This window comes from Nitrospirillum amazonense (assembly GCF_007828045.1).
In the GTDB taxonomy this organism is placed as follows: Bacteria; Pseudomonadota; Alphaproteobacteria; order Azospirillales; family Azospirillaceae; genus Nitrospirillum; species Nitrospirillum amazonense_C.
Genome location: NZ_VITN01000014.1, coordinates 152172 through 177061, shown reverse-complemented (window position 1 = coordinate 177061; position 24890 = coordinate 152172). Strand labels below are relative to the sequence as shown.

General features: G+C 58.0%; 28 protein-coding genes, 1 tRNA gene and 2 rRNA genes. 21 read left to right on the top strand and 10 right to left on the bottom strand.

The window, feature by feature from the left end; genetic code table 11:
- The 4 genes from FBZ89_RS20660 to FBZ89_RS20645 all read left to right on the top strand — a co-directional run.
- A 23S ribosomal RNA gene (locus FBZ89_RS20660) occupies positions 1 to 99 on the top strand; the annotation flags it as partial.
- Between the two features lie 109 nt (positions 100 to 208).
- Positions 209 to 324: ribosomal RNA gene (gene rrf / locus FBZ89_RS20655) — 5S ribosomal RNA — on the top strand.
- 78 nt (positions 325 to 402) lie between these two features.
- A tRNA-Met gene (locus FBZ89_RS20650) sits at positions 403 to 479 on the top strand.
- A gap of 173 nt (positions 480 to 652) precedes the next feature.
- Positions 653 to 1978, top strand: a complete 1326-nt coding sequence (locus FBZ89_RS20645) for a tyrosine-type recombinase/integrase (protein WP_246172380.1) — start codon at positions 653 to 655, stop codon at positions 1976 to 1978.
- Positions 1979 to 2125: 147 nt separating this feature from the next.
- Here the strand turns inward: FBZ89_RS20645 and FBZ89_RS20640 are convergent, their stop codons facing one another.
- The 4 genes from FBZ89_RS20640 to FBZ89_RS20625 form a co-directional block, all read right to left on the bottom strand.
- Entirely contained in the window at positions 2126 to 2662 is a 537-nt protein-coding gene (locus tag FBZ89_RS20640) for a hypothetical protein (protein ID WP_145751757.1), read from the bottom strand.
- Between the two features lie 247 nt (positions 2663 to 2909).
- Positions 2910 to 3959 (bottom strand): DUF4238 domain-containing protein, encoded by a 1050-nt coding sequence (locus FBZ89_RS20635; RefSeq protein ID WP_145751755.1) that lies wholly within the window; start codon positions 3957 to 3959, stop codon positions 2910 to 2912.
- Positions 3960 to 4337: 378 nt separating this feature from the next.
- A complete protein-coding gene (locus FBZ89_RS20630; RefSeq protein ID WP_145751754.1) occupies positions 4338 to 4922 on the bottom strand; it encodes a hypothetical protein in 585 nt (194 codons plus the stop codon).
- A complete protein-coding gene (locus tag FBZ89_RS20625) occupies positions 4915 to 5472 on the bottom strand; it encodes a hypothetical protein (protein WP_145751752.1) in 558 nt (185 codons plus the stop codon). Before FBZ89_RS20625 ends, FBZ89_RS20630 begins: the two co-directional genes overlap by 8 nt.
- A gap of 411 nt (positions 5473 to 5883) precedes the next feature.
- Here FBZ89_RS20625 and FBZ89_RS20620 point away from each other — a divergent pair, with 411 nt between their 5' ends.
- From FBZ89_RS20620 to FBZ89_RS20585, 8 genes are all read left to right on the top strand, one after another.
- Entirely contained in the window at positions 5884 to 6771 is an 888-nt protein-coding gene (locus FBZ89_RS20620; protein ID WP_145751750.1) for an ArdC family protein, read from the top strand.
- A 5-nt stretch (positions 6772 to 6776) separates the two neighbouring features.
- Positions 6777 to 7088: a hypothetical protein gene (locus tag FBZ89_RS20615; RefSeq protein WP_145751748.1), complete on the top strand. Its 312-nt coding sequence runs from the start codon at positions 6777 to 6779 to the stop codon at positions 7086 to 7088.
- Positions 7089 to 7218: 130 nt separating this feature from the next.
- Positions 7219 to 7617 (top strand): hypothetical protein, encoded by a 399-nt coding sequence (locus tag FBZ89_RS20610; RefSeq protein ID WP_145751746.1) that lies wholly within the window; start codon positions 7219 to 7221, stop codon positions 7615 to 7617.
- Entirely contained in the window at positions 7607 to 9184 is a 1578-nt protein-coding gene (locus FBZ89_RS20605) for a type IV secretory system conjugative DNA transfer family protein (protein WP_145751745.1), read from the top strand. The genes FBZ89_RS20610 and FBZ89_RS20605 overlap by 11 nt, the downstream gene beginning before the upstream one ends.
- The gene (locus FBZ89_RS20600) at positions 9181 to 9867 is read left to right on the top strand and encodes a hypothetical protein (protein ID WP_145751743.1); all 687 of its coding nucleotides are present in this window, start codon (positions 9181 to 9183) and stop codon (positions 9865 to 9867) included. Before FBZ89_RS20605 ends, FBZ89_RS20600 begins: the two co-directional genes overlap by 4 nt.
- A 67-nt stretch (positions 9868 to 9934) precedes the next feature.
- The gene (locus FBZ89_RS20595) at positions 9935 to 10426 is read left to right on the top strand and encodes a zinc ribbon domain-containing protein (protein ID WP_145751741.1); all 492 of its coding nucleotides are present in this window, start codon (positions 9935 to 9937) and stop codon (positions 10424 to 10426) included.
- Positions 10427 to 10644: 218 nt separating this feature from the next.
- On the top strand, positions 10645 to 10857 hold the full coding sequence (locus FBZ89_RS20590; RefSeq protein ID WP_145751740.1) for a hypothetical protein: 213 nt from the start codon (positions 10645 to 10647) through the stop codon (positions 10855 to 10857).
- A gap of 9 nt (positions 10858 to 10866) precedes the next feature.
- On the top strand, positions 10867 to 11556 hold the full coding sequence (locus FBZ89_RS20585; RefSeq protein ID WP_145751738.1) for a DNA methyltransferase: 690 nt from the start codon (positions 10867 to 10869) through the stop codon (positions 11554 to 11556).
- A gap of 11 nt (positions 11557 to 11567) precedes the next feature.
- On the opposite strand, the gene FBZ89_RS20580 is transcribed toward FBZ89_RS20585, so the two are convergent.
- The gene (locus FBZ89_RS20580) at positions 11568 to 11864 is read right to left on the bottom strand and encodes a mobilization protein C (RefSeq protein ID WP_145751736.1); all 297 of its coding nucleotides are present in this window, start codon (positions 11862 to 11864) and stop codon (positions 11568 to 11570) included.
- Positions 11865 to 12011: 147 nt separating this feature from the next.
- Between FBZ89_RS20580 and mobQ the strand changes: the two genes are divergently transcribed.
- Genes mobQ through FBZ89_RS20560 form a run of 4 tightly spaced genes read left to right on the top strand, consistent with a single transcriptional unit; the run spans position 12012 to position 16608 of the window.
- Positions 12012 to 14681, top strand: a complete 2670-nt coding sequence (gene mobQ, locus FBZ89_RS20575; RefSeq protein WP_145751734.1) for a MobQ family relaxase — start codon at positions 12012 to 12014, stop codon at positions 14679 to 14681.
- Positions 14682 to 14692: 11 nt separating this feature from the next.
- Positions 14693 to 14941, top strand: a complete 249-nt coding sequence (locus FBZ89_RS20570) for a hypothetical protein (protein ID WP_186457477.1) — start codon at positions 14693 to 14695, stop codon at positions 14939 to 14941.
- Entirely contained in the window at positions 14938 to 15348 is a 411-nt protein-coding gene (locus FBZ89_RS20565) for a hypothetical protein (RefSeq protein WP_145751731.1), read from the top strand. Before FBZ89_RS20570 ends, FBZ89_RS20565 begins: the two co-directional genes overlap by 4 nt.
- Positions 15349 to 15405: 57 nt before the next feature.
- Entirely contained in the window at positions 15406 to 16608 is a 1203-nt protein-coding gene (locus FBZ89_RS20560) for a hypothetical protein (protein WP_145751729.1), read from the top strand.
- 1 nt (position 16609) lies between these two features.
- Here the strand turns inward: FBZ89_RS20560 and FBZ89_RS20555 are convergent, their stop codons facing one another.
- Positions 16610 to 17020 carry a hypothetical protein gene (locus FBZ89_RS20555; RefSeq protein WP_246172378.1) on the bottom strand — a complete coding sequence of 137 codons (411 nt, stop codon included), beginning with the start codon at positions 17018 to 17020 and terminating at the stop codon, positions 16610 to 16612.
- Positions 17021 to 17043: 23 nt separating this feature from the next.
- Complete coding sequence (locus FBZ89_RS20550) at positions 17044 to 17304, bottom strand: type II toxin-antitoxin system Phd/YefM family antitoxin (RefSeq protein WP_145751725.1); 261 nt, start codon at positions 17302 to 17304, stop codon at positions 17044 to 17046.
- Between the two features lie 190 nt (positions 17305 to 17494).
- Between FBZ89_RS20550 and FBZ89_RS20545 the strand changes: the two genes are divergently transcribed.
- Positions 17495 to 18274 carry a hypothetical protein gene (locus tag FBZ89_RS20545; RefSeq protein ID WP_145751723.1) on the top strand — a complete coding sequence of 260 codons (780 nt, stop codon included), beginning with the start codon at positions 17495 to 17497 and terminating at the stop codon, positions 18272 to 18274.
- Between the two features lie 238 nt (positions 18275 to 18512).
- A complete protein-coding gene (locus tag FBZ89_RS20540) occupies positions 18513 to 19604 on the top strand; it encodes a hypothetical protein (RefSeq protein WP_145751721.1) in 1092 nt (363 codons plus the stop codon).
- Here the strand turns inward: FBZ89_RS20540 and FBZ89_RS20535 are convergent.
- Positions 19601 to 20497 carry a hypothetical protein gene (locus FBZ89_RS20535; protein WP_145751720.1) on the bottom strand — a complete coding sequence of 299 codons (897 nt, stop codon included), beginning with the start codon at positions 20495 to 20497 and terminating at the stop codon, positions 19601 to 19603. The two genes, FBZ89_RS20540 and FBZ89_RS20535, sit on opposite strands and share 4 nt — an antisense overlap.
- 58 nt (positions 20498 to 20555) lie before the next feature.
- The gene (locus FBZ89_RS20530) at positions 20556 to 20951 is read right to left on the bottom strand and encodes a hypothetical protein (RefSeq protein WP_145751718.1); all 396 of its coding nucleotides are present in this window, start codon (positions 20949 to 20951) and stop codon (positions 20556 to 20558) included.
- A gap of 219 nt (positions 20952 to 21170) precedes the next feature.
- On the opposite strand from FBZ89_RS20530, the gene FBZ89_RS20525 reads away from it, so the two are divergent.
- The 3 genes from FBZ89_RS20525 to FBZ89_RS20520 are packed head-to-tail and all read left to right on the top strand — an operon-like array spanning position 21171 to position 22278.
- Positions 21171 to 21884, top strand: coding sequence for a tyrosine-type recombinase/integrase (locus FBZ89_RS20525; protein WP_186457476.1), 714 nt, complete (start codon positions 21171 to 21173; stop codon positions 21882 to 21884).
- The gene (locus FBZ89_RS30955; RefSeq protein WP_186457475.1) at positions 21881 to 22039 is read left to right on the top strand and encodes a hypothetical protein; all 159 of its coding nucleotides are present in this window, start codon (positions 21881 to 21883) and stop codon (positions 22037 to 22039) included. The genes FBZ89_RS20525 and FBZ89_RS30955 overlap by 4 nt, the downstream gene beginning before the upstream one ends.
- Positions 22036 to 22278 carry a helix-turn-helix domain-containing protein gene (locus FBZ89_RS20520; RefSeq protein ID WP_145751714.1) on the top strand — a complete coding sequence of 81 codons (243 nt, stop codon included), beginning with the start codon at positions 22036 to 22038 and terminating at the stop codon, positions 22276 to 22278. Before FBZ89_RS30955 ends, FBZ89_RS20520 begins: the two co-directional genes overlap by 4 nt.
- Before the next feature lie 14 nt (positions 22279 to 22292).
- Here the strand turns inward: FBZ89_RS20520 and FBZ89_RS20515 are convergent, their stop codons facing one another.
- Complete coding sequence (locus tag FBZ89_RS20515; RefSeq protein ID WP_145751712.1) at positions 22293 to 24722, bottom strand: DUF4238 domain-containing protein; 2430 nt, start codon at positions 24720 to 24722, stop codon at positions 22293 to 22295.
- Between the last annotated feature and the right edge of the window lie 168 nt (positions 24723 to 24890).

Below are 24890 nucleotides of genomic sequence, written 5' to 3'. Positions count from 1 at the left end.
CTGAAGAGCCGTGCTAGACCAGCACGTCAATAGGTGGCATGTGGAAGCGCGGCAACGCGTGAAGCTAAGCCATACTAATCGCTCGTCCGGCTTGAAACACCGCCTCCCCCGCGCAGCGGCAAACCCATTGCCCGGCGCCAGCAGACCTCAGCACGGGTTACACAAGACAACAGCAGCAGCAAGGGCACGCACGTGTGCGCCTGATCGATCTGGTGGTCATAGCGGGGGTCAATACACCCGATCCCATCCCGAACTCGGCCGTGAAAACCCCCAGCGCCAATGGTACTGCGTCTTAAGACGTGGGAGAGTAGGTCGCCGCCAGGTCCATCAGTCGCACATCCGCCCAGCGCCGCTCAATACAGACCCTCATCGCAATGCCCGCCTCCCCCAGAACACAGTTCCCGCGGGGTGGAGCAGCCCGGTAGCTCGTCAGGCTCATAACCTAAAGGTCGTCGGTTCAAATCCGGCCCCCGCAACCAGAAATCCCCAACAAAATCAATGCAGTGACCTTCTGGTGCAACGGCAAGAAAGCCGAAAATGCACTAGCGCAATTCTAGGGCACTTTTGACCCTTCGGCAAAACCTAATGGCCGATGGTCAATTTTGCGTATAGAATGGCGGTTCCGCTCGCTTAACGCGAAAGGAAGGGCCGCATGGCTACAACTGATTTAATGGGTGGTAAACTTCAGGTCTATCAACGCGGCAATAGCCGGTTCTGGCAGGCGCGCGCCTCCGTAGGTGGCAAGCAGCGCCAGTTCAGCACAAAAAAAGAGTCCCTGGCGCAGGCCAGTAAGGCCGCCGAGGACTGGTACATCACCCTCAAAGCGAAGGATCGTGTCGGCATTCTCGAAAGTGGCCCCACTTTCAGGAAAGCCGCCGACCAGTTCCAAAAAGAATACGGGGTCATCACCGATGGCCAGCGCAGCCCTAAATGGACGGAAGGCCATGAGTTGCGGCTGCGCGTGCACCTGGTGCCGTTCTTCGGTGATCTACCCATCAATAAGCTGACGGCGGGCAAGGTGCAGGAATACCGGGTGCATCGCATGACCACCTACATGCTGCCCAACCCGCATTCCAAAGGGCAGCACAAGCCCAAGACTACACCACCGGCGCGCAGCACCCTTCACAATGAGATCGTCACGCTGAGCCTGGTGCTCCAGACGGCGCAGCGCCACGGGTGGCTCGAACATCTTCCCAATCTCTCCGCTCCCTATAAGAGCCAGGCCAAGCGCACGCATCGGCCTTGGTTCAGCCCCGAGGAATACAAGCAGCTCTACGAGGCCGCGCGGAAGTATGCCCGCGAGGAAGTCGTGGAGAACTACCGATGGAACGCCGAGCAGGTTTACGACTTCATCCTGTTCATGGCGAACACGGGCCTCCGCCCCGATGAGGCTTACAACCTCGAATACCGCGACGTGAAGATTGTGGAGGACGACGCCACCGGCGACGAAATCCTTGAGATCGAGGTGCGCGGGAAACGCGGCGTCGGCCACTGCAAGAGTATGCCACGCGCGGTCAGCGTCTACCGTCGCCTCCTGGCGCGGGCAAAGCCGGTGCAAGACGAAAGTCGCCGGGAACGCCAACGCCGGAGAAGGGAAGGCGGTGAAGCCCCGCCCGCTCCCGCGCAGGAGTTCCCGCAGCTCACCGACAAGCTATTCCCCGGCAACCATATCCGCCTGTTCAACAACCTGTTGGATCGGATCGGCCTCAAGCTGGACCGGGATGGTAAGCCGCGCACCGCTTACAGCTTGCGACATACCTACATCTGTATGCGCCTTATGGAAGGTGCGGACATCTACCAAATTGCCAAGAACTGCCGAACCAGTGTTGAGATGATCGAGAAGCATTACGCGATCCATCTGAAGCACACGATCGATACTTCGGCCATCAACGTGATGAAGCCGAAGCCGGACAAAACGAAATGGAAGAAGACCCGCGCAGCGGTTACTAAATCCGTTCGGAACGATGACGACATCTAACCCTCTTGACCGAACCGCTTGCCGGTTCGGCGGGCCCACCCCTTGCGGGTGGGCCTTCCGGGGCTTGGCCCCATTTTCCGGCCTTGGGCCATTAAGTGTTCTTTATTCGGAGGCGGCAGCAAGGGGACTCAAAGGATGCTGACGGTATCAGGCTGCCGCTGCCTGGAATAGAAGCAGCGTCGTCCGGGCGGGCGAGTACCAAGAAATGTAATCGGGGTAGCTGACACGTAACCCCATATCGTGCGCCCATGCCTCTATCTCGGAACGCAGCGAGGGGTTTTTCCCGGCATCGTAAGAATGAGCGGCGACCACGGCAGCGCGTCCCTCCTCATCTCGGAAAAAGAACCTATGATCTGCAAAGCGGTTGACCCAATCGACCGAAGAGGCCGATTTCGAAGCGCGTATGGCGCGTTGCGCCAAAGTGGCCGGATAAAATCGCTTTTCGCTGTAGATGAGGCCATTCGATGACGCGAAATCAAGGGCAATTCGGCGCTGGTGCAGGCACACCAAATCGTGGTGCTTCTCAATTTCTATCTGGCGCTTTTCGCCAGCGGCAGTAGACCAGTTAATTCCATCTCGTGAGGGTGGGTTAGCGGTGAGTTCGTCAATTTTCTGAGCCACTTCACTGATAGTGCCGGGTATCTCCAGCGCCTTTGCATTCCTTTGCTCCCATCGCTTTGTCATCGCAGCCTTCTAGGTTGTGGGTGGTGGCGCTAAAATCGGTTGTGGGCGCTCCGCTTAGCCAATCGAGAGTAGATCGACGTCAACGGCCAAATCAAGGGTTGTTCGCCTCATGTTCTCATTTGGGTGCTGGCGATATAGGGGTTGAGTAGCGTCGCCGCTCCCGTCAAGGACGGTTTCGGCCATTCGGCTTCCACCCCTGATGCGGTCATGCCGCCGCAGACGCGGGTTTAACGGGCCGGTGAGGACGCTATGGTTTCGTCCCGAATAAATGCTGTTCGGACTCGGCTTGCTGGGCATGCCAGCGGTTCCATTGTTCAAGTTCCTGCCTATAAAACTCTGCGTTCGCCGTTCTCGGCCTCAACTGCGGCACGGTGGCATCGACAGTATGCGCGAAGATATAGCGATGAGCGTGTTCTGCCATCATTCGGCGCAGCAAGATCGTTTCGTCGGCTGAGAAGCGAGTGCCACGAGGGGGCGGGCGTTCGCCGATACGCGTATAGAGCAAGTGCTCCGGGCCGAGCGGCATCAATATTTCACTGCCTTTGCTGGCCCACCCAGCCTTGAAATCATACCTGTTCGAGTCATGGAAATTGAGCCGAATGACCGGTTTGTCCGTGGTGAACCAGGCCATTCCCTTCACAGGTTGCATAATCGTCCACTTGTGTTGCTCAAGTACCTTGGCGGTGCGTGTCAATAGGCGTTGGATCGCCCATAGCCAAAGAGCACGGCCCGTCGCAGTTTCCGCTTGGACGGTTCCAAACTCTTCACCTTCGGTGATCGTGGTGGTGACTTTCAACGGGAAGGCCATATCCAGTGGGCCGGGCGACGGAGGAGCGCCCCGCCCTTGTTTTACCGCCTCCAGCCGAGCGGCCAAATCCTGCATTGTTTTTTCCAACGCTAGTGGCGTGGTCCGGTTGGCCATTTCCAGGTACTCGACCAACCGCGCGGGTGTCCGCACATCATGCATGGCGAGATAACGGACGAGTCTGCGCCAGTCATCCGGTGTCAGGCGATCATTATGCAGCGCGCGTTGGATCGCGCTTTCTGCTGGGGTTTCAAATTCCTTAGAGAACCATTGCTCAATTTCATCGCTCTCTTGGCCGGTAATCCGGCGTGTGTAGAGATGTTGCTGGTAACCGATGCCCTTAATGCGCCTCTCGCGCCACAGCGGCACACGCTCATCCGAAACTAATATCCGGTATAGTTGGATGTGGCCGGGGGAGGATTCCCAGTGCTTGAGATACCCTTGAGACAGATAGTGATTATCACCGGTGATATTTTGATCTTTGGCGGTCATGGTCGCCGTTTATTGCTGATTTTCGTTGCGCGCACTTTCTAAGCATAGGGCGCTGCAAACCCGGAAAGCACCTAAAAAGTGTAGATACTTTAATCACGAGTGCATCTCCCGCTCACGGCGGGGCCGGGCTGTCGTGAACCGAACCAGCCGGGGCGGTTTCGGCCATTCGGCCTCCATCCCTGATGCGGTCATGCCGCCGCAGACGCGGCTTACGGGGGAGGCCGAGGGGCGCTGCCCCTTCATCATCCCCGAAGGAAAATAGACAGGGCCGAGGCTCGTCTGCGGCTGCGCCCGCATCACCCCCATCGATTTCCCTTCTCCCCCTCCCAACCCCGCGTGGTGACACTTCTAGTAAGGTCTAAAAGGCAGGGAGAAATCTCAAACTGGAGTGCGAAGAACAGCGGCTTTTCTGACGTTCTCAATAAATTCCTGCGCCGCCTTTTTTGCCGCGCGGCGATTTAAGCCATGTCGTCTAAATTGTTTGAATGAATAACTGTAATGGATCTTATCCCAAATTCGGCGGAACTTTGTGTCTGGTACCTCTAATATTACCTTAGGAGCATCTAGGTTGTCCCTCAAAAGATCGCCTTCTTTTCCCGCCTGAATATACAATGCTTTGGCGGCTAGAATGTGTTCAACTATGATGCCGTTACCAGCTGGAATGCTGAACTCTATAGCCGCAACAAGTTGGGAAGGACGGGCAAAGGTTAATATGAGGCACACGGTCTCCGGATGATCAATCATCTGACCCCACTGGCAAGAAACATCGCCAGCGCCAAGAAATAAATGTGCTCTGATAAACTCCGACAAATCGGGTCTGTTGGTCGTATCCAGGATAACTAATGGTATTAGTTTTCCATCGGCTACGTCTGGATGCGAGATCGCGCCATCTGACACAATTCGAATGGCAGTCTTTTCCCTGTCATTATTGACATTTATGAAGCCATATTTCTTCCTAAACATTCTTTTTCCTGCTGATAACGAGAACATCAATAGTTGATTCGGCTTGATGGCTATCCGTTATGATGACCTGCTGGCTTTGTACTGGATTCCCATTCAGTATCTGTTTGTTGACTTCAAAGTGAAACCAACCTGAGGCAGTATCGTGTGCGGCGATCCTATGCGGTACTGATATGTACTCACGAGTGCTGCTTTTCTGGGTAGGGGGTTTAGTCGCAGGAATTTTCACATTTATCAGTGCTTCTTGTGTAGCGTAATATTGCAAATGAAGCTCGACGCGTGCAATGGCATTGTCGGAATCGGTGGGGTTTCCTACAGAAATATGAAATGAATAGATGCGGTTTGAACCAAAATCTTCATCGAAGCCGCTATCTATCAAAATGGGCTTGAGTTTTGGTTTCTTTCTTAGATCTTGCCTTTCCGCCAGAGAAAGCGCGCGATTAGAGGTGCTGTAGCTTAACATAGAGATAATTACAGCGACGAGCGCAGCTGTGGCGGTGGCAATATCTGTCCAATGTTTTATAAGATCATCAACTGACATGGCGGTGGGCATGTAGGTTAAGCATTGTAGGGTGATAGAATATCCTGCACTCGGATTAAAGTCATTCGTCTACCCGGTCATTTTCAAGACGCATCCCCCGCCTTCAGGCGGGTCGGGCTGTCGTGAACCGAACCCGCCGATGGCGGTTTCGGCCATTCGGCTTCCATCCCTGATGCGGTTATGCCGCCGCAGACGCGGCTTTACGGGGGAGGCCGAGGGGCGCTGCCCCTTCTCATCCCCGAAGCAAAATAGACAGGGCCGAGGCTCGCCAGTTTCGTTGTCGGCGTAACCGCCGACGTTTCTGCTGTGGCTGCGCCCGCACCACCCTGTCGATTTTCCTTCCACCCTCCCAACCCCGCCTTCGCCAGGGGGCAGAGGTGCAGCAGCAGCGCTGCGCACCTCAAGCCCAAGGGAGAAGGCACCATGACCACCGACCGCCAGAATGTTTATACCCGTGTCACCGACAGCATCATTGCCGCCATCGAGGCGGGGGCTGGTGATTTCAGGATGCCGTGGCACAGCCAGGGCGATCTTGCACGCCCCTTGAATGTGATGAGCGGCAAGCCCTATCGCGGCATCAACACCGTGGCGCTATGGGTGGCGGCAGAGGCGACCGGGTACGCCGCGCCCATATGGGGCACCTACAAGCAATGGCAGGAGAAGGGGGCGCAGGTGCGCAAGGGGGAGAAATCCTCGACCGTCGTTTTCTGGAAGGTGAGCGACACCGGCACCGATGATGCCGGGGAACAGGGCGACGATGACGGGCAAGCGCATGCCCGCGTGTTCGCCCGTGCCTACAGCGTGTTCAACGCCGCGCAGGTGGATGGATGGCAAGCCCCGGCAATCCCGGTGTTGCCGCAGGCCGAGCGGATCGACCACGCCGAGCGGTTCTTTTCGGCATTGGGTGCGACGATCAAGGAAGGCGGGGCGCGCGCTTGCTATATCCCCTCCCGCGACGAAATCCACCTGCCGCCGTTCGCGGTGTTCCGCGATGCTGTGGCCTACTACGCCACCCTTGCGCATGAGGCGACGCACTGGACGGCGCAGGCCAGCAGGTGCGCCCGTGACCTGAAAGGCCGCTTTGGTTCCGAGAGCTATGCCGCCGAGGAACTGGTGGCCGAGCTGGGGGCGGCTTTCCTGTGCAGTGACCTTGCGTTGACGCCGGAACCCCGGCACGATCATGCCGCCTATATCGCGTCATGGCTTAAGGTGCTGCGCAGCGATCCGCGCGCCATCTTCACCGCCGCCGCCAAGGCGCAGGCCGCTGCGGATTGGATGCACGCACGTCAGCCGCAGGCCGTGGCTGCGTGACTACCATGAGCGAACCTCCCCGCCCAATTCAGCCCTGCCGCATCGTGTGGCAGGGCATCCCCATCGACGTAACCTATGAGGCCAATTGGCTCAGCATGGACGGTGATGGTGTCACCGCGCATCTTGAGGTGCGCGCCGAAAATCGCCGTCGCCTTCCGTTTACGGAAACCGGCTACCGCTCGCATTTCCTGCCGCGCGGCATCGTGGAGGCGGCGGGCGGCTCCGCCGCCTACGTGCTGGCATGGCTTGAGGAAGCGGCGCAGTCGGAAGACTGGCGGCAATACCGGAACGCCGAAAGCCAACTGTCGCTGTTCTAGTCGTCGGAGGGGCGGGGGCAACCCCCGCCCCTGACGATTTTTCGAGGTAACACGTTTGGCGTTATGTGATTGGGCGAGTGAGCGGCTTTATCGTTGAAGGTGTTGCGAGACTTTCCCGAAAGAAGCGCACATGAAAAACTGGTTCTATCAGGGCGTCGCCAAAGCCTACGAAGGCCCGTTGAACGACATCCGTCATAAGCTGGTGGAAGAAGCCTGGTTCGTGCGACCGGACGGGCGCGCAGTGACGGACGATCTGAAAAACGTGAGCCCGGAACCCTCAGCCGCCCAGGAGGTGAAGGTCGAGCTGGCGGAGCCGGTGGGCATCGCGGTCGAACAGCAGTTTCCCCAATTCTACGGCACCGACCTCACCCCCATCGCCGCGCCCGTGATTGAGGCCGCCGTGATCGAGGCTCCCGCCATCGAAGCGCCCACCATCGAAGGCGTCGCCACTGAGGTTCCCGACGCGCCGCAGATCGAAGGGCCGGACATCGGCCCCGGCCTGGAGGAGGGGCCGGGGATTGATCCGTAAACGTGCGGCCGACGCCGACCCTAAATCCCACCCCGTTCCCTATCATGCGGATTTGGATACGCCCTTGCTTGAGTTCGGCAAAGGCGAGGCGTGGACGATACGCGCCGCCGCCGAGTCGGTGGCCGTGTTCGGCGCTCCCGGCTCCGGCAAATCCAGCGGGGCGGGCAGAGCGTTCGCCAGCGCCTTTCTGTCTGCCGGAATGGGCGGGCTGGTGCTGTGCGCGAAGGTCGAGGAGGCCGAGGTTTGGCGGCGCTACGCGGCGGCGTGCGGGCGGCAGGCTGACTTGGTGGTTATCGACGAAACCGCCCGGCACCGTTTCAACATCCTCGACTATGCCGCCGCGACCATCGGCAGGCCCGGGTTTGAGCGCAACCTTGTCAGCCTGATGGAGCGGATGGCGGAAGCCGCCCGCGTTGCCGACGACAAAGGCGGCGGCAGCGATAAGGAAGGGCGCTACTACTATGACACCGCCAGCCGCTGGCTGGGCAGCGCCTTTCCGCTGCTGTTGCTGGCCTATGGCAGCGCGTCGATGAAGCAGCTTTACGACATGGTGAGCAGCGCGCCCACGAGTATGGACGAGGTGAGAAAGGAACTCGCCAACATCACCTCGGGCAAACAGCAGGGCATTTCGTCATTCTGCCTGCAAACCGTCTATCTCGCAGGCGAAGGGCTGAAAGCCAAGGCCGCGAAACTCCGTGTCCCGCCCACCAGCCTCCCCGAGGCGGGCGACTTCGACATTCATGCCGAGGTGTGGACGGACGAAATCCCCAGCGCCGACAAGCGGGAGCGCAGCATTGTCAGTTCGATCCTGCGGAATCTCACCGGCGCTTTCAGCACCGGCAAATTGCGGGAGTTGTTCTGCACCGATACCACGGTCACGCCGGAGGATGCGCGCGCGGGCAAGGTCATCGTGATTGACCTTCCGGCGCTGCGTTTCGGCCCGACCGGCATCGTGGCGCAAACGGTGTTCAAGTACTTGTTCGGCATCGCCATGCAGAGCAAGCCGGTTACCGCGAACACGCGCCCGGTGTTCATCTGGGCGGATGAGGCGCAGTTCTTCATTTCCAGCGCCGACGACGATCTGTTGAGCACCGCCCGCTCCTCGAAAATCTGCCTGGTCTATCTCACGCAGGATTTGCCGACCTATTACGCGCGCATCGGCAAGGACACCCACGACAAGGCCGAGGCCGTCCTGTCTAAGTTCGGCACCCGCATCTTTTTGGCGAACACCTCCCGCGAAACCAACCTTGCCGCTTCCGAAATCATCGGCAAGGAGTTCCAGGAGGAAATGGTGTTCACCACCAGCGACTCGCGGGACAAGCGCGGCGGCAGCAGCCGCCACGACGACCAGGCGGGCTTTGACGGTGGACGAAGCAGGACGCAGGGCGAGAGCCAAACGCGGCAGCAGCGCTACGAGTTCGCGGTTCCCCCGGATGTGTTCGCCTGGCGGCTGCGCACCGGGGGGCCGCGCAATAAATTCAAGGTGGATGCCATCGTGATCCGTAACGGTGCGACCTGGAAAAGCACCGGGCGGCACTGGTTACAGGCGGAGTTCTCGCAACGATGAGCGCCGCTTTCCATTTCGTCGCGTGGGGCTGGTACGGCGTGCGGCTGGTGCTGTCGCTGATCCATACGGTGCTTAGCTTCCTGAGCAAGCCGGGCGCGCGCTATACGGTGGGCGGGCTGCTGGCGCTGGGCGGGGCCTATTACGCCGATCAACTGCAATGGCTGCTTCTCAGCAGGCCCGATCTTTACCCTTCGCGCGATCCGCGTGAGGTGGTGCTGTATGCGGGCGTGGGCGGCGTCGCCATCATCGCGGGGCTCTTCATCCTGAAGCTCCGCGACTTCGTCAAGGGGCTCACCAAATACGCGGCGCTCGCGTTGCTGGCCGCGCTGGTGGTGGCGATCTACCGCCCGGTTCATGAGGGCCTTTTGCCCTTCATGCCGTCGCTGCGCGACCGGCTTACCTTCCATGTCGTGCTGGCCGTCACGCTCGCCGGTATGGCTATCGCCTACCGGACGGCATCGCAGGGGCTGGCGCATGTGCTGGGGCCATTCCCGCCGCCATCGCTGCCCCTGCCGCCGAGGCGTAAGCTGAAAGCGCGCACCAGGGTCATCGTCCCCGCCGCCGTTCGCGTCGTCGTGCCGCCGCTACCACGACGCAAGGCTGGGGATGGGGAGGCGTCTGCATCCGGTGGCGCGGTTCTCGACACCCTGCGGCGGCGGGTGCCGCCGGCGGGCACGGCATGACGCTTTGGCTGGCGCTCATGTGAAGCGCCAGCCCATTCCCGGAACACCTATTCTAAAGAGGTCGGCTATGGCGTTCTGTTCTGACTGCGGCAAGCAACTGCCTTCCACCGCTGCCGCCTTCTGCGGCCACTGTGGCAGCCAGGTGGCGCGCATGGCGCTCACCACGGTGGAGCCGCCGCCAAACGCGGCCTATCGCATGGCGGCACCGGGCGGTGCCATCGCGGCGACCGTCAACCCGCCGCCGACTAAGGGCGGATTTGTGCAGACCTTCGGCCTGGATATCCGCGTCGCCATCCTCACCGTGATCGTGGACACGCTGGTGTTCAGCGGCACCATCGTCAGCTTGGGCACCCTGTATTTTTTCGAGATCGGTGCCGGGTTCGTCCTCGGGTTCGTCACCTATAAAATCCAGAAGAACTGGTACGGCGACGACCACCATGCGGCGCTTATCAAGGCGCTCGTCATTGGCCTGGTCACGGCCATTCCCGCGCCGATTTCGGGGTTGTTCACCGTGCCGGGTGGTGCGCTGGGGCTCATTCACATGCTGCGCCGGAAGTAGGGCGAGTGTTGTCGCCCTGATTCATCGCCTTTGTTCCTTGGATGGCTGTTACCGCCCTCAGTCTGGCCGGGTTCCTTACCCGGCGCGGGCGGCTTGATCCATCCCCGGCCCGCTCCATTCGCTGCGCTCCCGTGTAGGGGAGGACAAGCCGCCCGTGGTCGCCGGGTTGGTGGGAACCGTCCTTCGGGACAGTAACCATCAACCAAGGAGACGACATCATGAAACAGACCACCAACGACACCGCCAGCACCACCGCAGCCGGGCCGCTCTATCACGCTTTCCACGTCGCTGAAACCGCCAGCGGCAAACGCTGGATACGCATCGGCACCGTATTCGCCCATGAGGACGGCCAGGGGGCGAGCCTCATTCTCGATGCGCTGCCCTTCAACTTCGATGGCCGCGTCGTGCTGCGCACCCCCAAGGCAGAATAGGGGGTGGCGATGGACTACTTCACCTATCGCCACTGCATCACACTGCCGGGGAGATCTCTCCGGCAGTTGCCGACCGCCACCGTGCTTCATGGCGACTGCATCGCGCGGATGCGACAGATGGAAACGGCGTCGGTCGATTTCATTCTGACCGATCCGCCCTATCTGGTGTCGTACCGCGACCGCACGGGGCGCACCGTCGCGGGCGACGACGACGCGGCTTGGCTGTGTCCCGCTTTCGCAGAAATGTATCGGCTGCTGAAGCCGGATGCTTGTTGCGTCAGCTTCTATGGCTGGGGTGCCGTGGATCAATTCATGGCCGCGTGGCGAGCCGCTGGCTTCCGCCCCATCGGCCATGTCGTATTCCACAAAGGCTACGCTTCCCGCGTCGGCATGCTGGAGGCGCGGCACGAATCTGCTTATCTGCTGGCGAAGGGCAAGCCACGCCCCCCGGCGTCGCCGCTACCCGATGTGCTGGGATGGCGGTACACCGGCAACCGGCATCATCCGACCGAGAAGCCGGTGCCGTCGCTGGCACCGTTGATTAGCGCCTTCTGCCCGGAAGGCGGCACGGTGCTCGATCCGTTTTGCGGTTCCGGCTCCACCCTTGTCGCCGCCCGCCAATTGGGGCGCGCGGCCATCGGCATCGAGTTGGATGCCGCGCATTGCCGTACCGCGCGGATGCGCCTCGACGCGCTGTAACGCGCGTGCGCCTATGATGATGGTTGATCGTCAGGCGCGGTCACTTCGGGCAACTGCGGGAAAAGCGCCCGGTCATGCGGGCGGATGACATACTCATCCAGTAGTCGATCCATTTGCTTGGCGAACGCGCTCTCCGGGTTCTTTTCCGAATGTTCCAGCGCCAACGCCCCGGCGATCACTTTGCGCCGTGTGGCAGCTTTACGAAGTTCATCCTTCAGTCGGGCGGATACGGCTTGGATACGCGCGTCAATCTCATCTCTTCGTTTCTTGAGCCCTTCGAGCTTGTCAGTAGATGTTTTTCGTGCCATGTCGGTATTCCCTCGCTTATTGCGATCAAGTATCGCAAATCGGCACGGGAGCTACAAGCCGAACCACAACCTATGGTTTTGCATTCATGGCGTAGCCGTGCTATCATCCCGAGAAAGACGAAGGGCGCACTTTAGCATTCCGTTGGAATGCGTGCGGCCTCCCGGCGGGAAGCGATGGAGACAAGCAGTCACTACCATTGCAGCGCTTCAACCATCACACGCGGCCAAGGGCGCGGCATTGTGGCCGCTGCCGCGTATCGTGCGGGTCAGCGCATCACCGATTTGCGTACCGGCCTGCGCCATGACTACACCCGTAAGCATGGTGTCCTTCACTCCGAGATTGTCGCGCCAGCCGGTGCGCCGCCATGGGCTTACGACCGGGCGGCTTTGTGGAACCAAGCCGAGCGTGCGGAGGATGCCAGTACGCGCCATGCGACCGCCAAGACCGGGCGGGAGTTCCGGCTTGCGTTCGCACATCAACTGACGGCGGAAGAGCGGATCGTTTGCGCCCGCGAGTTCGCGCAGTACCTCGTGGATACCTATGGCGTCGTGGTGGATTTCTCCATCCACGCGCCCGACAAGGACGGCGACCAGCGGAACTTTCACGCGCACGTCCTCACCTCCACCCGCGTCATGACCGACGCCGGTTTCGGCGGCAAGGTGCGCGTGCTCGACAGCCCCAAAACCAGCGGTAAGCACATCGAGGCCATCCGCGCCAAATGGGCGGAAATCGAGAATGCCGCCTACGTCCGCGCCGGGATCGACTTGCACGTCGATCATCGTAGCTACGAGCGCCGCGGGGAGGAGAAAGACGCCACCGTGCATCTTGGGCCCAAGGCATCCGGCCTTGAGCGCCACGGCCACGGTTCCGCACGCGGCGACCGCAACCGCGCCGCACGGGAGGCCAACGCGGAACGGGAGGCATTGAAGGCCGAGCGCGCCCGGTTGGGCGAACAGATGAAGGCCGAGGAGGCAGCACGGCAGCGTCGCGCGGAAGCAAAGGCCGAACGGGCGGCGATGCGGACCCATGACCCCGCCATCATTCTCGACGCAATCACCGAGCAGCGCTCGACCTTCACCGAAGGGGAATTACGCGCCCGGCTTGGTCGCACCATCAGCGACCAGGCCGAGCGTGACCGCATCGTGCGCGCCGTGATGCGGAGGCCGGAATTGGTGGGGCTGGCGGAGGCGCGCGGCGGCAAGATCGTGCGCTATACCACCATGAAGGTGCTGCGGCATGAGGCGGCGGGGCTGGCTGCTGCTGCATCCCTTACCCGCGACCGCCGCCATGGCGTTTCTGCGCGCACGCGCACGGCGGTCATGGAGCGGGGCCAGTTCGGCAGCATCAGCCCTGAACAATACGCCGCATACACCAGCGCCACCGGCCCCGAAGGGCTGGCGGTTGTCGCTGGTGAAGCGGGAACCGGCAAAAGCTACACGATGGCGGCTATCCGCCAAGCCTACGAGGCAGAGGGCAACCGGGTGGTGGGGTTGTCCTTCACCAACAAGGTTATTCAGGATTTGAAGCGCGACGGCTTCGGCGAGGTTCGCACCATCACCGGGGCATTGCAGGACTTAGCGAAAGGCCGCGCCGGGTGGAATGGCCGCACGGTGCTGATGGTGGATGAAGCCGCCATGCTCTCCACCCGCGATATGGTGAACCTGCTGACCCATGCCCACGAGGCCCGCGCGAAGGTCGTCCTTGTGGGCGACGACAAGCAGCTAGCCAGCGCGTTCCAGCGCGGCGGGTTGTTCGGTGCGATCCGCGCGCAGGATCAAACGCCGGTGTCCGAGCTTTCCGAGGTGCGGCGCATCAAGGACGCCGCGCCCGACGCCGTGCAGCAGCGTGGCGCGTTCAACGCCATGCATGAAGGCCGGTTCCGCGAGGCGCTGGGGACGTTCGACGCGCTGGGCTCTATCCACTGGTGCGGCACGCGGGAGGATGCCCGTGAAGCACTGGCGATGCAGTACGCGAAGGATGTAGCCGAGCGGCCCGGCCACCGCCGCTTCGCTTTCACCCACAGCAACGCCGACGCCTTGGCCGTCAATCAGGCGCTTCGCGCCGTTCATCGGCAGCGTGGCGAATTGGGCGTGGATCACCTGTTGCGCAGCAACGAGGGGCTATTCGCCTTTGCCACGGGCGACCGCATCCAGTTCACCGGCAGCGCCTACCACAAGACGGCCCGCGAGGCGGGGCTTGCCAACGGCGTGGTGGGGAGCATCCGCACCATCGAAGGGGCGCGCGTCACGGTCGAACTGGACGGCAAGAAAGGCGAGCCGGGGCGGATGCTATCCTTCGCCGTGGGCGATGATGCGCAGGCGGGCCAGTTCAACGCCTTCCGGCATGGCTATGCCGGGACGGTCTATAAGGGCCAAGGCGCGACCGTGGATGACGCCTACCGCCTGCACAGCGGCACGGAGCGCGCCGCCACCAGCTATGTGGGCGCGACGCGGCATGCCGAAAACCTGCATCTGTTCGTCAGCCGCGAAGCCTTACCCGCCAACACATCGTGGAATGCCCAGCAAGCGGGTTCGAGGCGCTGGACGAGCGCCAGCGGCAGCGGGCGGAGCTTGCCTACAAGGCGTGGTCGGAAACCTACCCGGCCCGTGGGGAGCGTTACGACATCGCCGCCTATGTCGGTTATGTGCAGCAGCAATGGACGCCGGAGAAAGCCCACGCCGCCGAGCTTGACCAACTCGCCCGCCAGATGGGCCGCCCAGAGGAGAACCGCGCCGCCTCGCAGTTCATACCCGTTGCCTTGCCACCCCCACCGGCCACGCCGGAGGATGGCCCTGCGACGCGCTACAGCGCGCTGAAACAGCGGGTGGTGGATGCGTTCCATCTGGTGCATGAGCGCACGATACGCCAAGCTGCTGCTACGCCGCAGCCTGCCGCCGCCGGGGGCACCGATCCGGGCGGGCGGTTCGAGTGGACACGTGCATGGATGAATTCCACGCCCCGCCCGGATGATAACTGGAAAAAACAACCAGAAGTTGATATAATGAACAAAAGCCCGTCCACTAAGAGCGGGCCGGAGGTAGGCATGAAGCCGGACATCGGCGGAATCGACCCATGAGCGGTAGCGGATTCCTTAAGAATATCCTTGAACAGCAGGCCCCGGCCCCGGCTGCCGAAGAGCTGCCGGACGATCCGGCTGTCTACCGCGCGTTCAAGACGGTAAACCACACGCAGTTAGGCTTCGCGGCCATCCTTGCGGGCGGCAAGGTGAAGTCCTTCCTATATCACTCTGTCGCCAATATCGAGTTGGAGACACGGGCAGGAGCTGAGTTCCTGACCTTCACCGACAGTGGTAAGGCCGTGACCATCCAAGGCAGTGGCTTGATGGCGATCTTGCGTGCGATGCTGCGCGGCAGCCTCATGGAAATCTGTGTATTGGACGGTCGCCCCGCGAAGCCGGGGGAGCCGGTCATTCGCCAGATGGCGATTACCGACACGACGGCGGGGGATAGGTTGTCGAGGTAGCTTCCAACAAGTGATAAGTGGGCTCATTGTAGATTCTGTGACGGCGAGGGGTGTGCAATGGAACATCAATTTAAAGATATGGAGCCGATGACGCATATTCGGCAGACTGTAAAGGAATTTAAATTCCTTTATTATCAGAGGTACTTGGCGAAAGGTTTCTTTAACTTTATAGCCCCATCTATTGTTGCGGTTAAGTCTCCTGTTCGTGATGGGTATATATACATACGACAATACATCAATGTTCTTCAAGTTCGCGACTTTGATAACGGATTTATTTTTGATGGTCAGAATGGGGCCCCTATTGGCGTAAAGAACAGCTTGGTAGACGGAATTCCAGAGTCCATATCTGCTAAGATAAAGATATTGGGCCGTTCGGACGACCAGACATGGTCTTTCACTAAGGGGGATTTTCCTAAAATAATTAACGATGAGACATTCACAGAATTTATTGTATGCGTGCCGGTTAAAGACTTATCTGACAAAATAATCGGTGATTATTCTTTAATATCTGATTATTATAGCAGGTTCATCGACATATACAGGATGGTGAGTGGAGATTCTTCGGTCATTAGATTTGGAGAAGGGGCGGCATTTGTCCCATTTACCGGAGAGGCAGTCGTTGAAATCGCGAGTCATGTAACAGAAAGCATTGATGAAATTGTCGCCAGTTACTACCCGAGGAATTTCACTAATAATATGTTCCAATTTGATGCTCATCAAGCAGAGATTGGTTCCGTAAATCAATATCACAATGAAATAGAGAGGGCTAAGGTAGTGGCGCATTTTCTAGCTACTGGGCTAGATGTCCCTCCATTCCATCGCAGAATTTCAGATATTATAAATATTTCCCAAAAAGCGCGAGACTATACGCTACTTGCTTTGGCGGCATTCCCGGTATTTGAGACATTCTATGATTCTTATATCAAGGAAGTGCGGACTGTTAGTAAGGAATTTAATGTATTCGTTTGCGGAAAAGAAAGAAAATCGAATGGTGGTTTTATAATGATTGGGGAGAGGATTAAGTGGCTTCCTGTCGCAATTAAAATGTTGGGTTTTGATACATCAATTCTTGGATTGTATTTCCGGAAAATTGAGGAAATTAACAAAATAAGAGGAGATATTGTTCATAATGGGAGGGAGTTAGGCGTAGATGAGTCTAATAAATTTATCCAATGGCTAACAATGTGTGTGGTTCTTTGTGAGACCTCTATTGGGAAGGCGACAGTTTATGCTGTGCCGCTGAAGCGTTTAAGCCAATAATCTATTCGGTACGCGGTACGGTCTTGAGCTTCCGGTGCAGATGCGCTTGCAGGATTCTTTCGCGGATATGCGTGAAGAACTTGGGCGGTAGCATGCCATACTCAAAGCGCGGAGGCTTGCTGCCGGGTACAGGTCGTAGGTCGGGGGTAGGCCATAGGAAGTCATTGGTTTCCGTGACCACGATCCATGATCGCGCGCCGTCCAGTCCAAGATGGGCTTTCAGCGCCGCCGGTATTTCGACCGCATCAGCCGCGTCAGTCGGTGGCGTATGGGTGATGGGAACGACGGTTATGACCTCGCGGCCTTCAATGACCTGATGGGCGGCCACGATGGCGCAGGGGCGATCTTTCCGCCCGTCTTCCGCTCCCCGGCGATGTTCCCATTCCCATAGGTAGGAATAGGAAATGACCAAGCCAGCTCGTGGAATTGGCAGGCTCACGCAGTCCAACCATCCAGCAGTTTATCAAGATGATTGAACTCCTCAGGCACGGAGCTTCCGGCAATCGCCTTGAGCGTTTCCGGATCAAGGTCTTCGACCTTGCGGGCGACGCGGCCTTTCGTAACCATCTCGAAGAAGGCAGCAGAAACGAGGACGGTATGGGTTCGCCCATTCTTGGTGATGGCCACCGGCGCTTGCTGGGCGGCATCTTGGTAGCGGCCAACATGCTGCTGGAATTCGCTGGAAGTAACTTTCATGGCATCCTCTCTCACGTATCTAAAATAGATAAAGCAGATAAAATTTGCAAGAGGAAAATAACACAAAGAACCTGTCAATAAGGCCGAATGGCCACTGGAATCGTCGTCCTCCCTTAAGCTCTTTGCCGTGGCAACGGAAAATTAACTATTTAATGGTATTAGTATTATATTAATCAACAAAAAAGGGTATATGGCACGAAAGAAAACAGATAAGGCAGCGCTGAGAAAACAACGCACCGCGCAGTTGGTTCGCTTGCATCGCCTTTGTGTCCTGATAGAAAAAAATTGGGATGGCTTTCGGATTTTCAAATTAGAGATAGAAACATTCGACGCTGAAAAGATGTCATGCCTTGTTCTGGCCATGAGCAATCTGCTGGAGCTTTGCCTTGATGCTATGGCAAGCCCTGAATATTCACCGAGTGAGGGTGAAAATAAGTCGCTTGCCGATTTTATGGACGGCACAGAAATCATGACGCAGCCGCTTATTTCCTTCTGTAATTTATATAAATCCAAGTACCTGCTTTATACGAAAAAGGACGAGTCGGTCCGCACTTATGCCATCAATTTCCTAAAGTTCGTTAATCAATTCCAAGAATGGGTGCGAAGTGCCGAAACATATTCACCATACCTGAAAGTCTTGGCGTCGAGTGGCAAGGTGGAGCGGGAGGTAGTTGCCAACATGAGCGTCGTTCGTAGCGGGCTTGACGTTATCGCCGTGAGGGTGACGAACGCATTCCATACCCCCGCCACCGTCTTTTCCAAGGATGAATTGTTGAAATGGAGCGACGAAGCGGAATGGCTAGTACACATGTTCGCTTGTGGTGTCGCCTATAAATTACGCCAAATGCCGGAAACTTCTGACGCTCCTGCGGAGGTTCCACCGCCACCTACTGCTGAGCCGGTCGCTCAATTGAACGAACCCGCAGCCAAGTCTTCCGGTGCGCCGGAGCAGGCAGTAGTCTTACATTAAATTTGGATAGGTTGCGGTAACCAATAAATAATATTGGTCTTCCTAACGAATGATGCTGCCTAGATTAGCAATAAATTAACGATTAGATGCTAGAATAGATTAAGTCATAAAAATAGTGAGAGCGCAAAAAGCGCCGGAACTTGGCGAACCACGTCCCACCAGAGGACGTTGGTTGATGAGCATAGGGAATAACATACCTCGCGCGGCTGAGAATAGTGCAGCCGATTTGGATGCTGGAATGGCGATGCTTGCGGCCCTCCGCGATGTCGCCGCCAAAGGCGTATCCATGCCCGAGGGCGTGCGCATGGACGATTCCGCCGCGCGCGCAGCGGTGGCCGATATTGCCGCCAATCTGGAGGTGCCGCCCGCGTTGAAGGCGAAAGCGCAGGAGCTTCGGGAACAGGTGCGCATGCACCAGATCAGCCCGGAGGAAGCCCGCAGCGTGCTTACCGCGCTCATTCAGGAATACCAGATCGACGCCAGCGCGGCGGCGGCTGGGGAAGAATCTACCCGCAAAGAAATGGCCCGCAGCCAACGCGCCCTATACGCCAGCGATTCCGTCTACCGCGCTGCTGCGGATGGCCTGCGTACCGAAGCCGACACCCGCCTTGCGGCGCTCGACAAGAACGAGGAGCGCTTGCAGGCCATGGCGAAAGAACGCGGCATCACGATCCCGGATGACGGGCGTATGGCCGCGCTGCGCAAAGCCTATGAGGAGGCCAAGCGGGACAACAACGACGAGGCCGTTCACGCCCTTGAAACCCAGATGCACGAGTTGGAGGAGCAGCGGGCGAAGGCGGCGGCGGCCCTATTGCACAAGGCGGGGCGTGATGATCTGGCCGGGGAAGCCGAGGGCATTGCCGGGGCGCAGAAGGATGGTTTTGAGGCGGCGCTTAAAGGCTACGACGAGTGGTCGCGGAAATTTCTGGAGGCTGAAAAGCGTCAGGGCAAGCTGACCCCCGAGAAGCTGAAACAGCATGAGGAGGAACTGGCCAAAGAGCGCGAAGCCTTGGTGAAAAATCGGGACACGAAAAGCGCTGCTGAGGGGGGATTACAGTATCGGGATAAAACGACTGACCTCCTCAGTCAGTTGGTGAATCCCCCATCCCCTTCCGGCGCGGCGGCGGGCGATCAGGAGAAACCCGCATCCGCTGCGGCAGCAACGTCACCCACGATGGTGCAAACGCCTGCCCCGCTGGTGATCCATCTGGAGGAACCGGCAGTGAAATTCGACATGGCGGAGGCCAACCACGTCGATCAAAAGGTGCCGACTACCATCACAGTAGCCGAGGTAACGAACTCAGCCCGTCCGGGTCGTGGCAGCGTTTAATAGCCCATCGCTGTCTTGGCCTTCCTGAGATAGTTCCCGGCCTGCGCCACCCCGGCATCATGGCATGCGCCGTTGGTCGCCGCGTTGCGGTAGCAGGCCCGCGTCATATCATTCAGCGCGGCCTCGCTCATGTTCGAGGGGGTTGGCATCTTGCCCGTCTGGAGGGCGTTCAGCACCGTCTTACTAAAGGCGGCGTCGATCGTCACGCTGGGGAAGCTATGGAAAGGGACGTTTGGCGCATCCGAAAGCTGGAACGTCACCGTACCGGTGCTGTCGCGCACGGCGGGATTTTGCGAGAGGGTATCAATCACTTCCACCAACCGCCGCGCGTTGCTCGCGGAGGGATTCAGGCCCTTGCCTGCCAAAATATTCTCGTAGACGCCCAGCACGCCACGGTCATGCAGGTCTTGCGCATCCTGCGGCAATCGCTGCACATCGGCGCTCTTTTCGAGCAGGCGAAGGCAGTACATCCCATTGTCCATGGGGTGCTTATCTCCGGGCTTTTCCCATACCTCAGCGCTGAGGCCGGTCATGCAGGTTGTACGGGCTGTGTTGAAATGTTTACGGTCATCTTTGTCAAGATTCACTTCGTAGTCGGTTTGATACTGATCGTAGATGATAGTATCAGCTACAGGTGCTGCTTGTGCCATGGTAAAAATCTCCTTTTTATCTGTGCGTGAATAACGGCGCGCTTCAATATTTTTTGTACCATCTATATCTATACTTATAGCAGTCGTATTAATTTTGAATGTGACAATTCCATGAAGATTTATACCTGTTGATATTTGAGTCGCTTGCACACCGAAATTTGGCCGTGCTTGGATGGGATAAGCAGAAAACAGGGTGCAACCGGCCACGGCGAGCCGTGCCAGCACCGCGTTTCGCATGGGCATGGTGAACGCCTTTCGTCACAGGGAAAGAAGGGCGGCGCAGTAAGCGCCGCCCCATGGGTCACGCCCAGTAATGGCCGCCCATTTCATGATTGCCGTGGATGTTGCGCTCGCAGCGGCGATAGCAGGCCGTGTTCGTCACGGCTCCCTGATCTTCCGTCAGCATCCAGCTTGTTTGCATGCTGCGCCCCACCTCCGGGGAATCGACTTTGGCCGGTTGCAGCACCAACCGCCGCGTGGCGGGGTCGGTATGCTCCAGCAGCACTTCGTCATCACCCATCGCAAAATGCTTGTGCAGGAGGGTGACGCCGAACCGAGCAGCCTTCCCGTGCCGCTTCAGCACGGCATACATTTCCTTCAGACACTCCGTATCACCCTCACCGATGGGTTCCACCGCATCAATATCCTGAAGCGGGGTCCATTCCATCGGACGCATCACCAACGCAGTAGCCGACATTCCCAGACTCCAATATATAAGTCACCGGAGGCGGAATGATGACACCATGCAACACTATCGGCAATTTTGTTGCGGGATGTGCTCTGGAATACATGGTTATTATCGACAAGGACGGCGACTTATACTTTGGTTGAGGCCGGGAATCGGCTGCATTTCTGGCGTGAGAAAATCCGCATGCAACCCTATTGCCGATTTTGTTGCATGCAGGAGGAATGGAAAATGGCTATCCCGGCAACGCTGGATTGGCAGGTGTATGACCCGACAGGCCGCCGAAAATACCTCAACCAAAACGAAACCGACCGCTTTCTGGCCGTGGCGGACGGGTACGACCTTGCCCGCCATGCGCTGTGTTACCTGCTGGCCTACACCGGCTGCCGGATTTCCGAGGCGCTGGCGTTCATGAAGCATCAGATCGACGAGGAGCAAATGGCGGTGCAGTTCCGCACCCTGAAACGGCGGAAGACCGTCTTTCGCAACGTCCCTGTGCCCCCGTTCGTCATTGAATTGTTGCTGGCCCTACCGGCGGGGGAGGATGGCCGCCTATGGACGATGCACCGCACGACGGCTTGGCGGATCATCAAAGCCGCCATGAGGCGGGCGCAGATCGTCGGGCCGATGGCGTGTCCCAAAGGGTTGCGGCACGCCTACGGCATCCGCGCAGCCGAAGGGGGCAGTACGCCTACCGTCATTCAAGAGGTGCTGGGGCATGCCACGCTACGCACGACCATGGTGTACATGAACGCCGTTGGGGTCGAGAAACGCGCCTTGGCAGCAAGGGCGTGGGAAAACTTGAGGGTCAGTGCCCGCGTAGCGGTTCCCGTACCCAAACGCCCGCGGTCTACCCGTCCGGCACGCGCCCCGGCGCTTCGGATACCGCCGCCCCACCAGCTCCCCCCTCCGGCAACGGTGTTCCCATGGTGGGGGTACGGATGACGACACCCCGCAAACCAACCTGTTGGGCTGATGTCCGGCTCGCACTGCGCATGACGTGGGCGGTGGTGGAAATTTTTCTTTCCCCCGCCGTGCTGCTGATTTTTGCCTCACGGCGACGCCCGCATGCAGAAACCAACGAGGAGGAAACCCAATGACCCGCCACATCCACCCGGTAGATAAGCAAGTCGCAGCGCGCCTGTATTTACGGCGGCGCTCCCTTGGCATGACCCAAACCGAGTTGGGCGCAGCCCTTGGCGTCACCTTCCAGCAGGTGCAAAAATACGAAAAGGGCATTAACCGTATGGCCGTCTCCACCTTGCATGAAGCCGCGAAAGCATTGGGTGTGCCGATTACATTCTTTTTTGAGGGGGCGGAAAGCATTGCCGATGGCTGATGTATGCTCCCCATCTACGGGAGAGTGGCTAGTGCTTCGAACTTAATGCACATCGCAAATGGGATGGGCCGAGTAGCCTTTACTCGACCAAACGTAAGCAGAAGTCGTTGCACTTCCTGTCGCTGGAAGCCGCCCGAGGGGACGGAAAGCCCAATCCGCCCCGTCAATCGATTTCCGATTGGTATTTTTGACATCTCACGCTGGACCAACTCGGAAATGGAAGAAATTTGCGTCGCAATTTTATCAGGCTGTGGCGCTTCTTGCAGATTTAAAAGAGCATCGGTCAACGTCCCCGATCTGACCTTTATCTTGCCAAATCGGCCCATCCGAATTGCTTGCAGAACGGGCCAACCCTGTAATTCAAGTGGGAATTCGACATTGCTCAGAGCCTTGACGGCCGGTGCCCACTGGGCATTCTCCACGATCCCCTTCTCCAATCCATGCATATGAAGGTACTGCCAATGCACGTCCAGATCCGTGTAGATGACGGAGCCGGTAAGTGAAGCAAGGTACATTCCGACTTCCAGCCCATATCCTTTGAAACAAAGAAGTTGTGCACCAGCTTCTCCCATCTCCATTGGCTGAAGCAGCGCATATGGATCAGTTTCTAACTCTGATTTAGCATGAGATACTATGGTGTCGATCTGTTTATCTGATAGCTCAGGCGTTATCTGCCGGAATCTTCGACGCAACGACGCTTCCGGCTGGCGCAGCATTAGCCGACGATGATCATCATCGGCCATCGCCTTATGCCAACCATCAAGCGCGCTTGATGGTTTGGAGTCCGCAGTCCGTTCGGTCGCCATTTGAAGCATGGAGGCCCCAAATTGCGCATCAATGTCTCCGGGGTCCGGGATGAGGTGGACATAACCGGCATGAATAAATGGCTCAAGTTCCAGAAGGAGCAATACGTTCTTAAGTGTCTGCTCTTTGTATTGCGACGGCGATACCGTGGGGCTGTACTCCGGCTTGAGCCGTACCGGATTCACGAAAGGATGTGCGAGAATCACTTCGTCAAAATAAGGAAGCCACCCAAGAACCATTGGGCCAATGAGGCGCGGGTCCGAAACGCCAAGATAGACCGCACGCAAAATGCCATTCCTCGGCCTCGGCAGAAGGCTAGGGAGATCGGTGTCTTCTGGCCAGAGGCTGCCGAATGCTTCATAGATGCGCTTGACCTGATCTTCGTTTAGTTCGCGCTGGACGTCTTGCCAAGTTTTCCCCGCGTTCAGGCCTAAAATATCCTCAACCACGCGGCAAAACATGAGATTACGCTCGCGAATGCCGTAAACCTCCCAAGTCGGACGGTCTGCAAACGGCAAGGATTGGCAACAACGCTTAAATTTGTGGCCACTTCCACAGCCGCAGAGATCATTGGGCTGGAGGTTCGATTTCTGTGCATTGCGTCGCAGGTATTCGTGGGCTCCTGACGTGCGCCCGAAGGCATCCTGATAATGTGTCCGACCGTCATTATATCCGATGTAAATCTCGCCGCCAAAACGCCACAGGTCATCCTTTGGAAGAAGGACTTGTGCAATATCACCCCATTCGCCTACGAACGATTTCTCGGGCGTGAGCCAGTCACGGTTCGAAGCGGCTAGGAATCTGCGTGCGCGACTCTTGATTAGGTGGTTAATAGCGATAACCTGATCCCGCGATAGCTTCCTTGTGCGGATGAAAGCGTCCGTCCGCACGATGCTTGACCCACGAAAATTTGGGTTGGTCCTGGGCGCACTCAGATTTACAGAAGCCGGATTTTTTGCGTACTCTAAATGCGTAAGAATCAGGCATGTATTAGCATCGAGGACAAAAACAGTCTGCGTGCCGATCCCCTCGATAGAGGGATCGTTTGGGTAGGCGCAATCCGCTGCCGTCGGTGGAAGCGACGCATTGTAAAATGTCACGGGATGATCGCTAACGATGAACTTCACCTCGGAATTTTCAGCAGAAACAATCTCGCGCACCCCCTCGGTCCACATCCTGCAATGCATGAGCCGCAATCCCTGCATCTCGACCATTAGCTGCACCTGATCGAGCGATGCATAGCGCGTTTTGATCCAGTCTAGGCCCTTTGGGGTTCTTAGCTTCTGTGCGTCCACATATTCGAAGAAATCCTGAAAGGCAGGGTGTACCTCGCTCGGATCACCTGAGACAAATGCGCGAATAGCTTGAGAACCTTTGTCATCGATTGGCCCGAAGAGAAATTTTTCGACTTCATCATTTACGATTTGGCCAAAATGGGTTGAGTAAAGATCAAATGCATAAAAGCACCCTTTCGGTGCGCGTCGGTTTAGATTGTTCATAGTGATGATGCGGCCATCGGCTAGCACCTTCTGGTCTGGCGACATGTCGAGATAGTGCAATTGCGTCTCCCCGAGCGCGAGAAAACCGCGCTGATACCATTGAGGGACGTAATGGTTGTCTCTTGTTACCTGCAGAGGCACTGATCTGTTCCTCAAAATTCAACCCGCATGGACCAGAATTTTTCTATTTTTAATTCTCTTTGAAGGAACTGAGAATAGCAATATGTACCTCGGCGAGTATAATATGTTAAGCGCGAGCCGTTTCCTGCATAGGAGTAAGGGGTGTCGCAATGAGTTGAGCTTACAAAT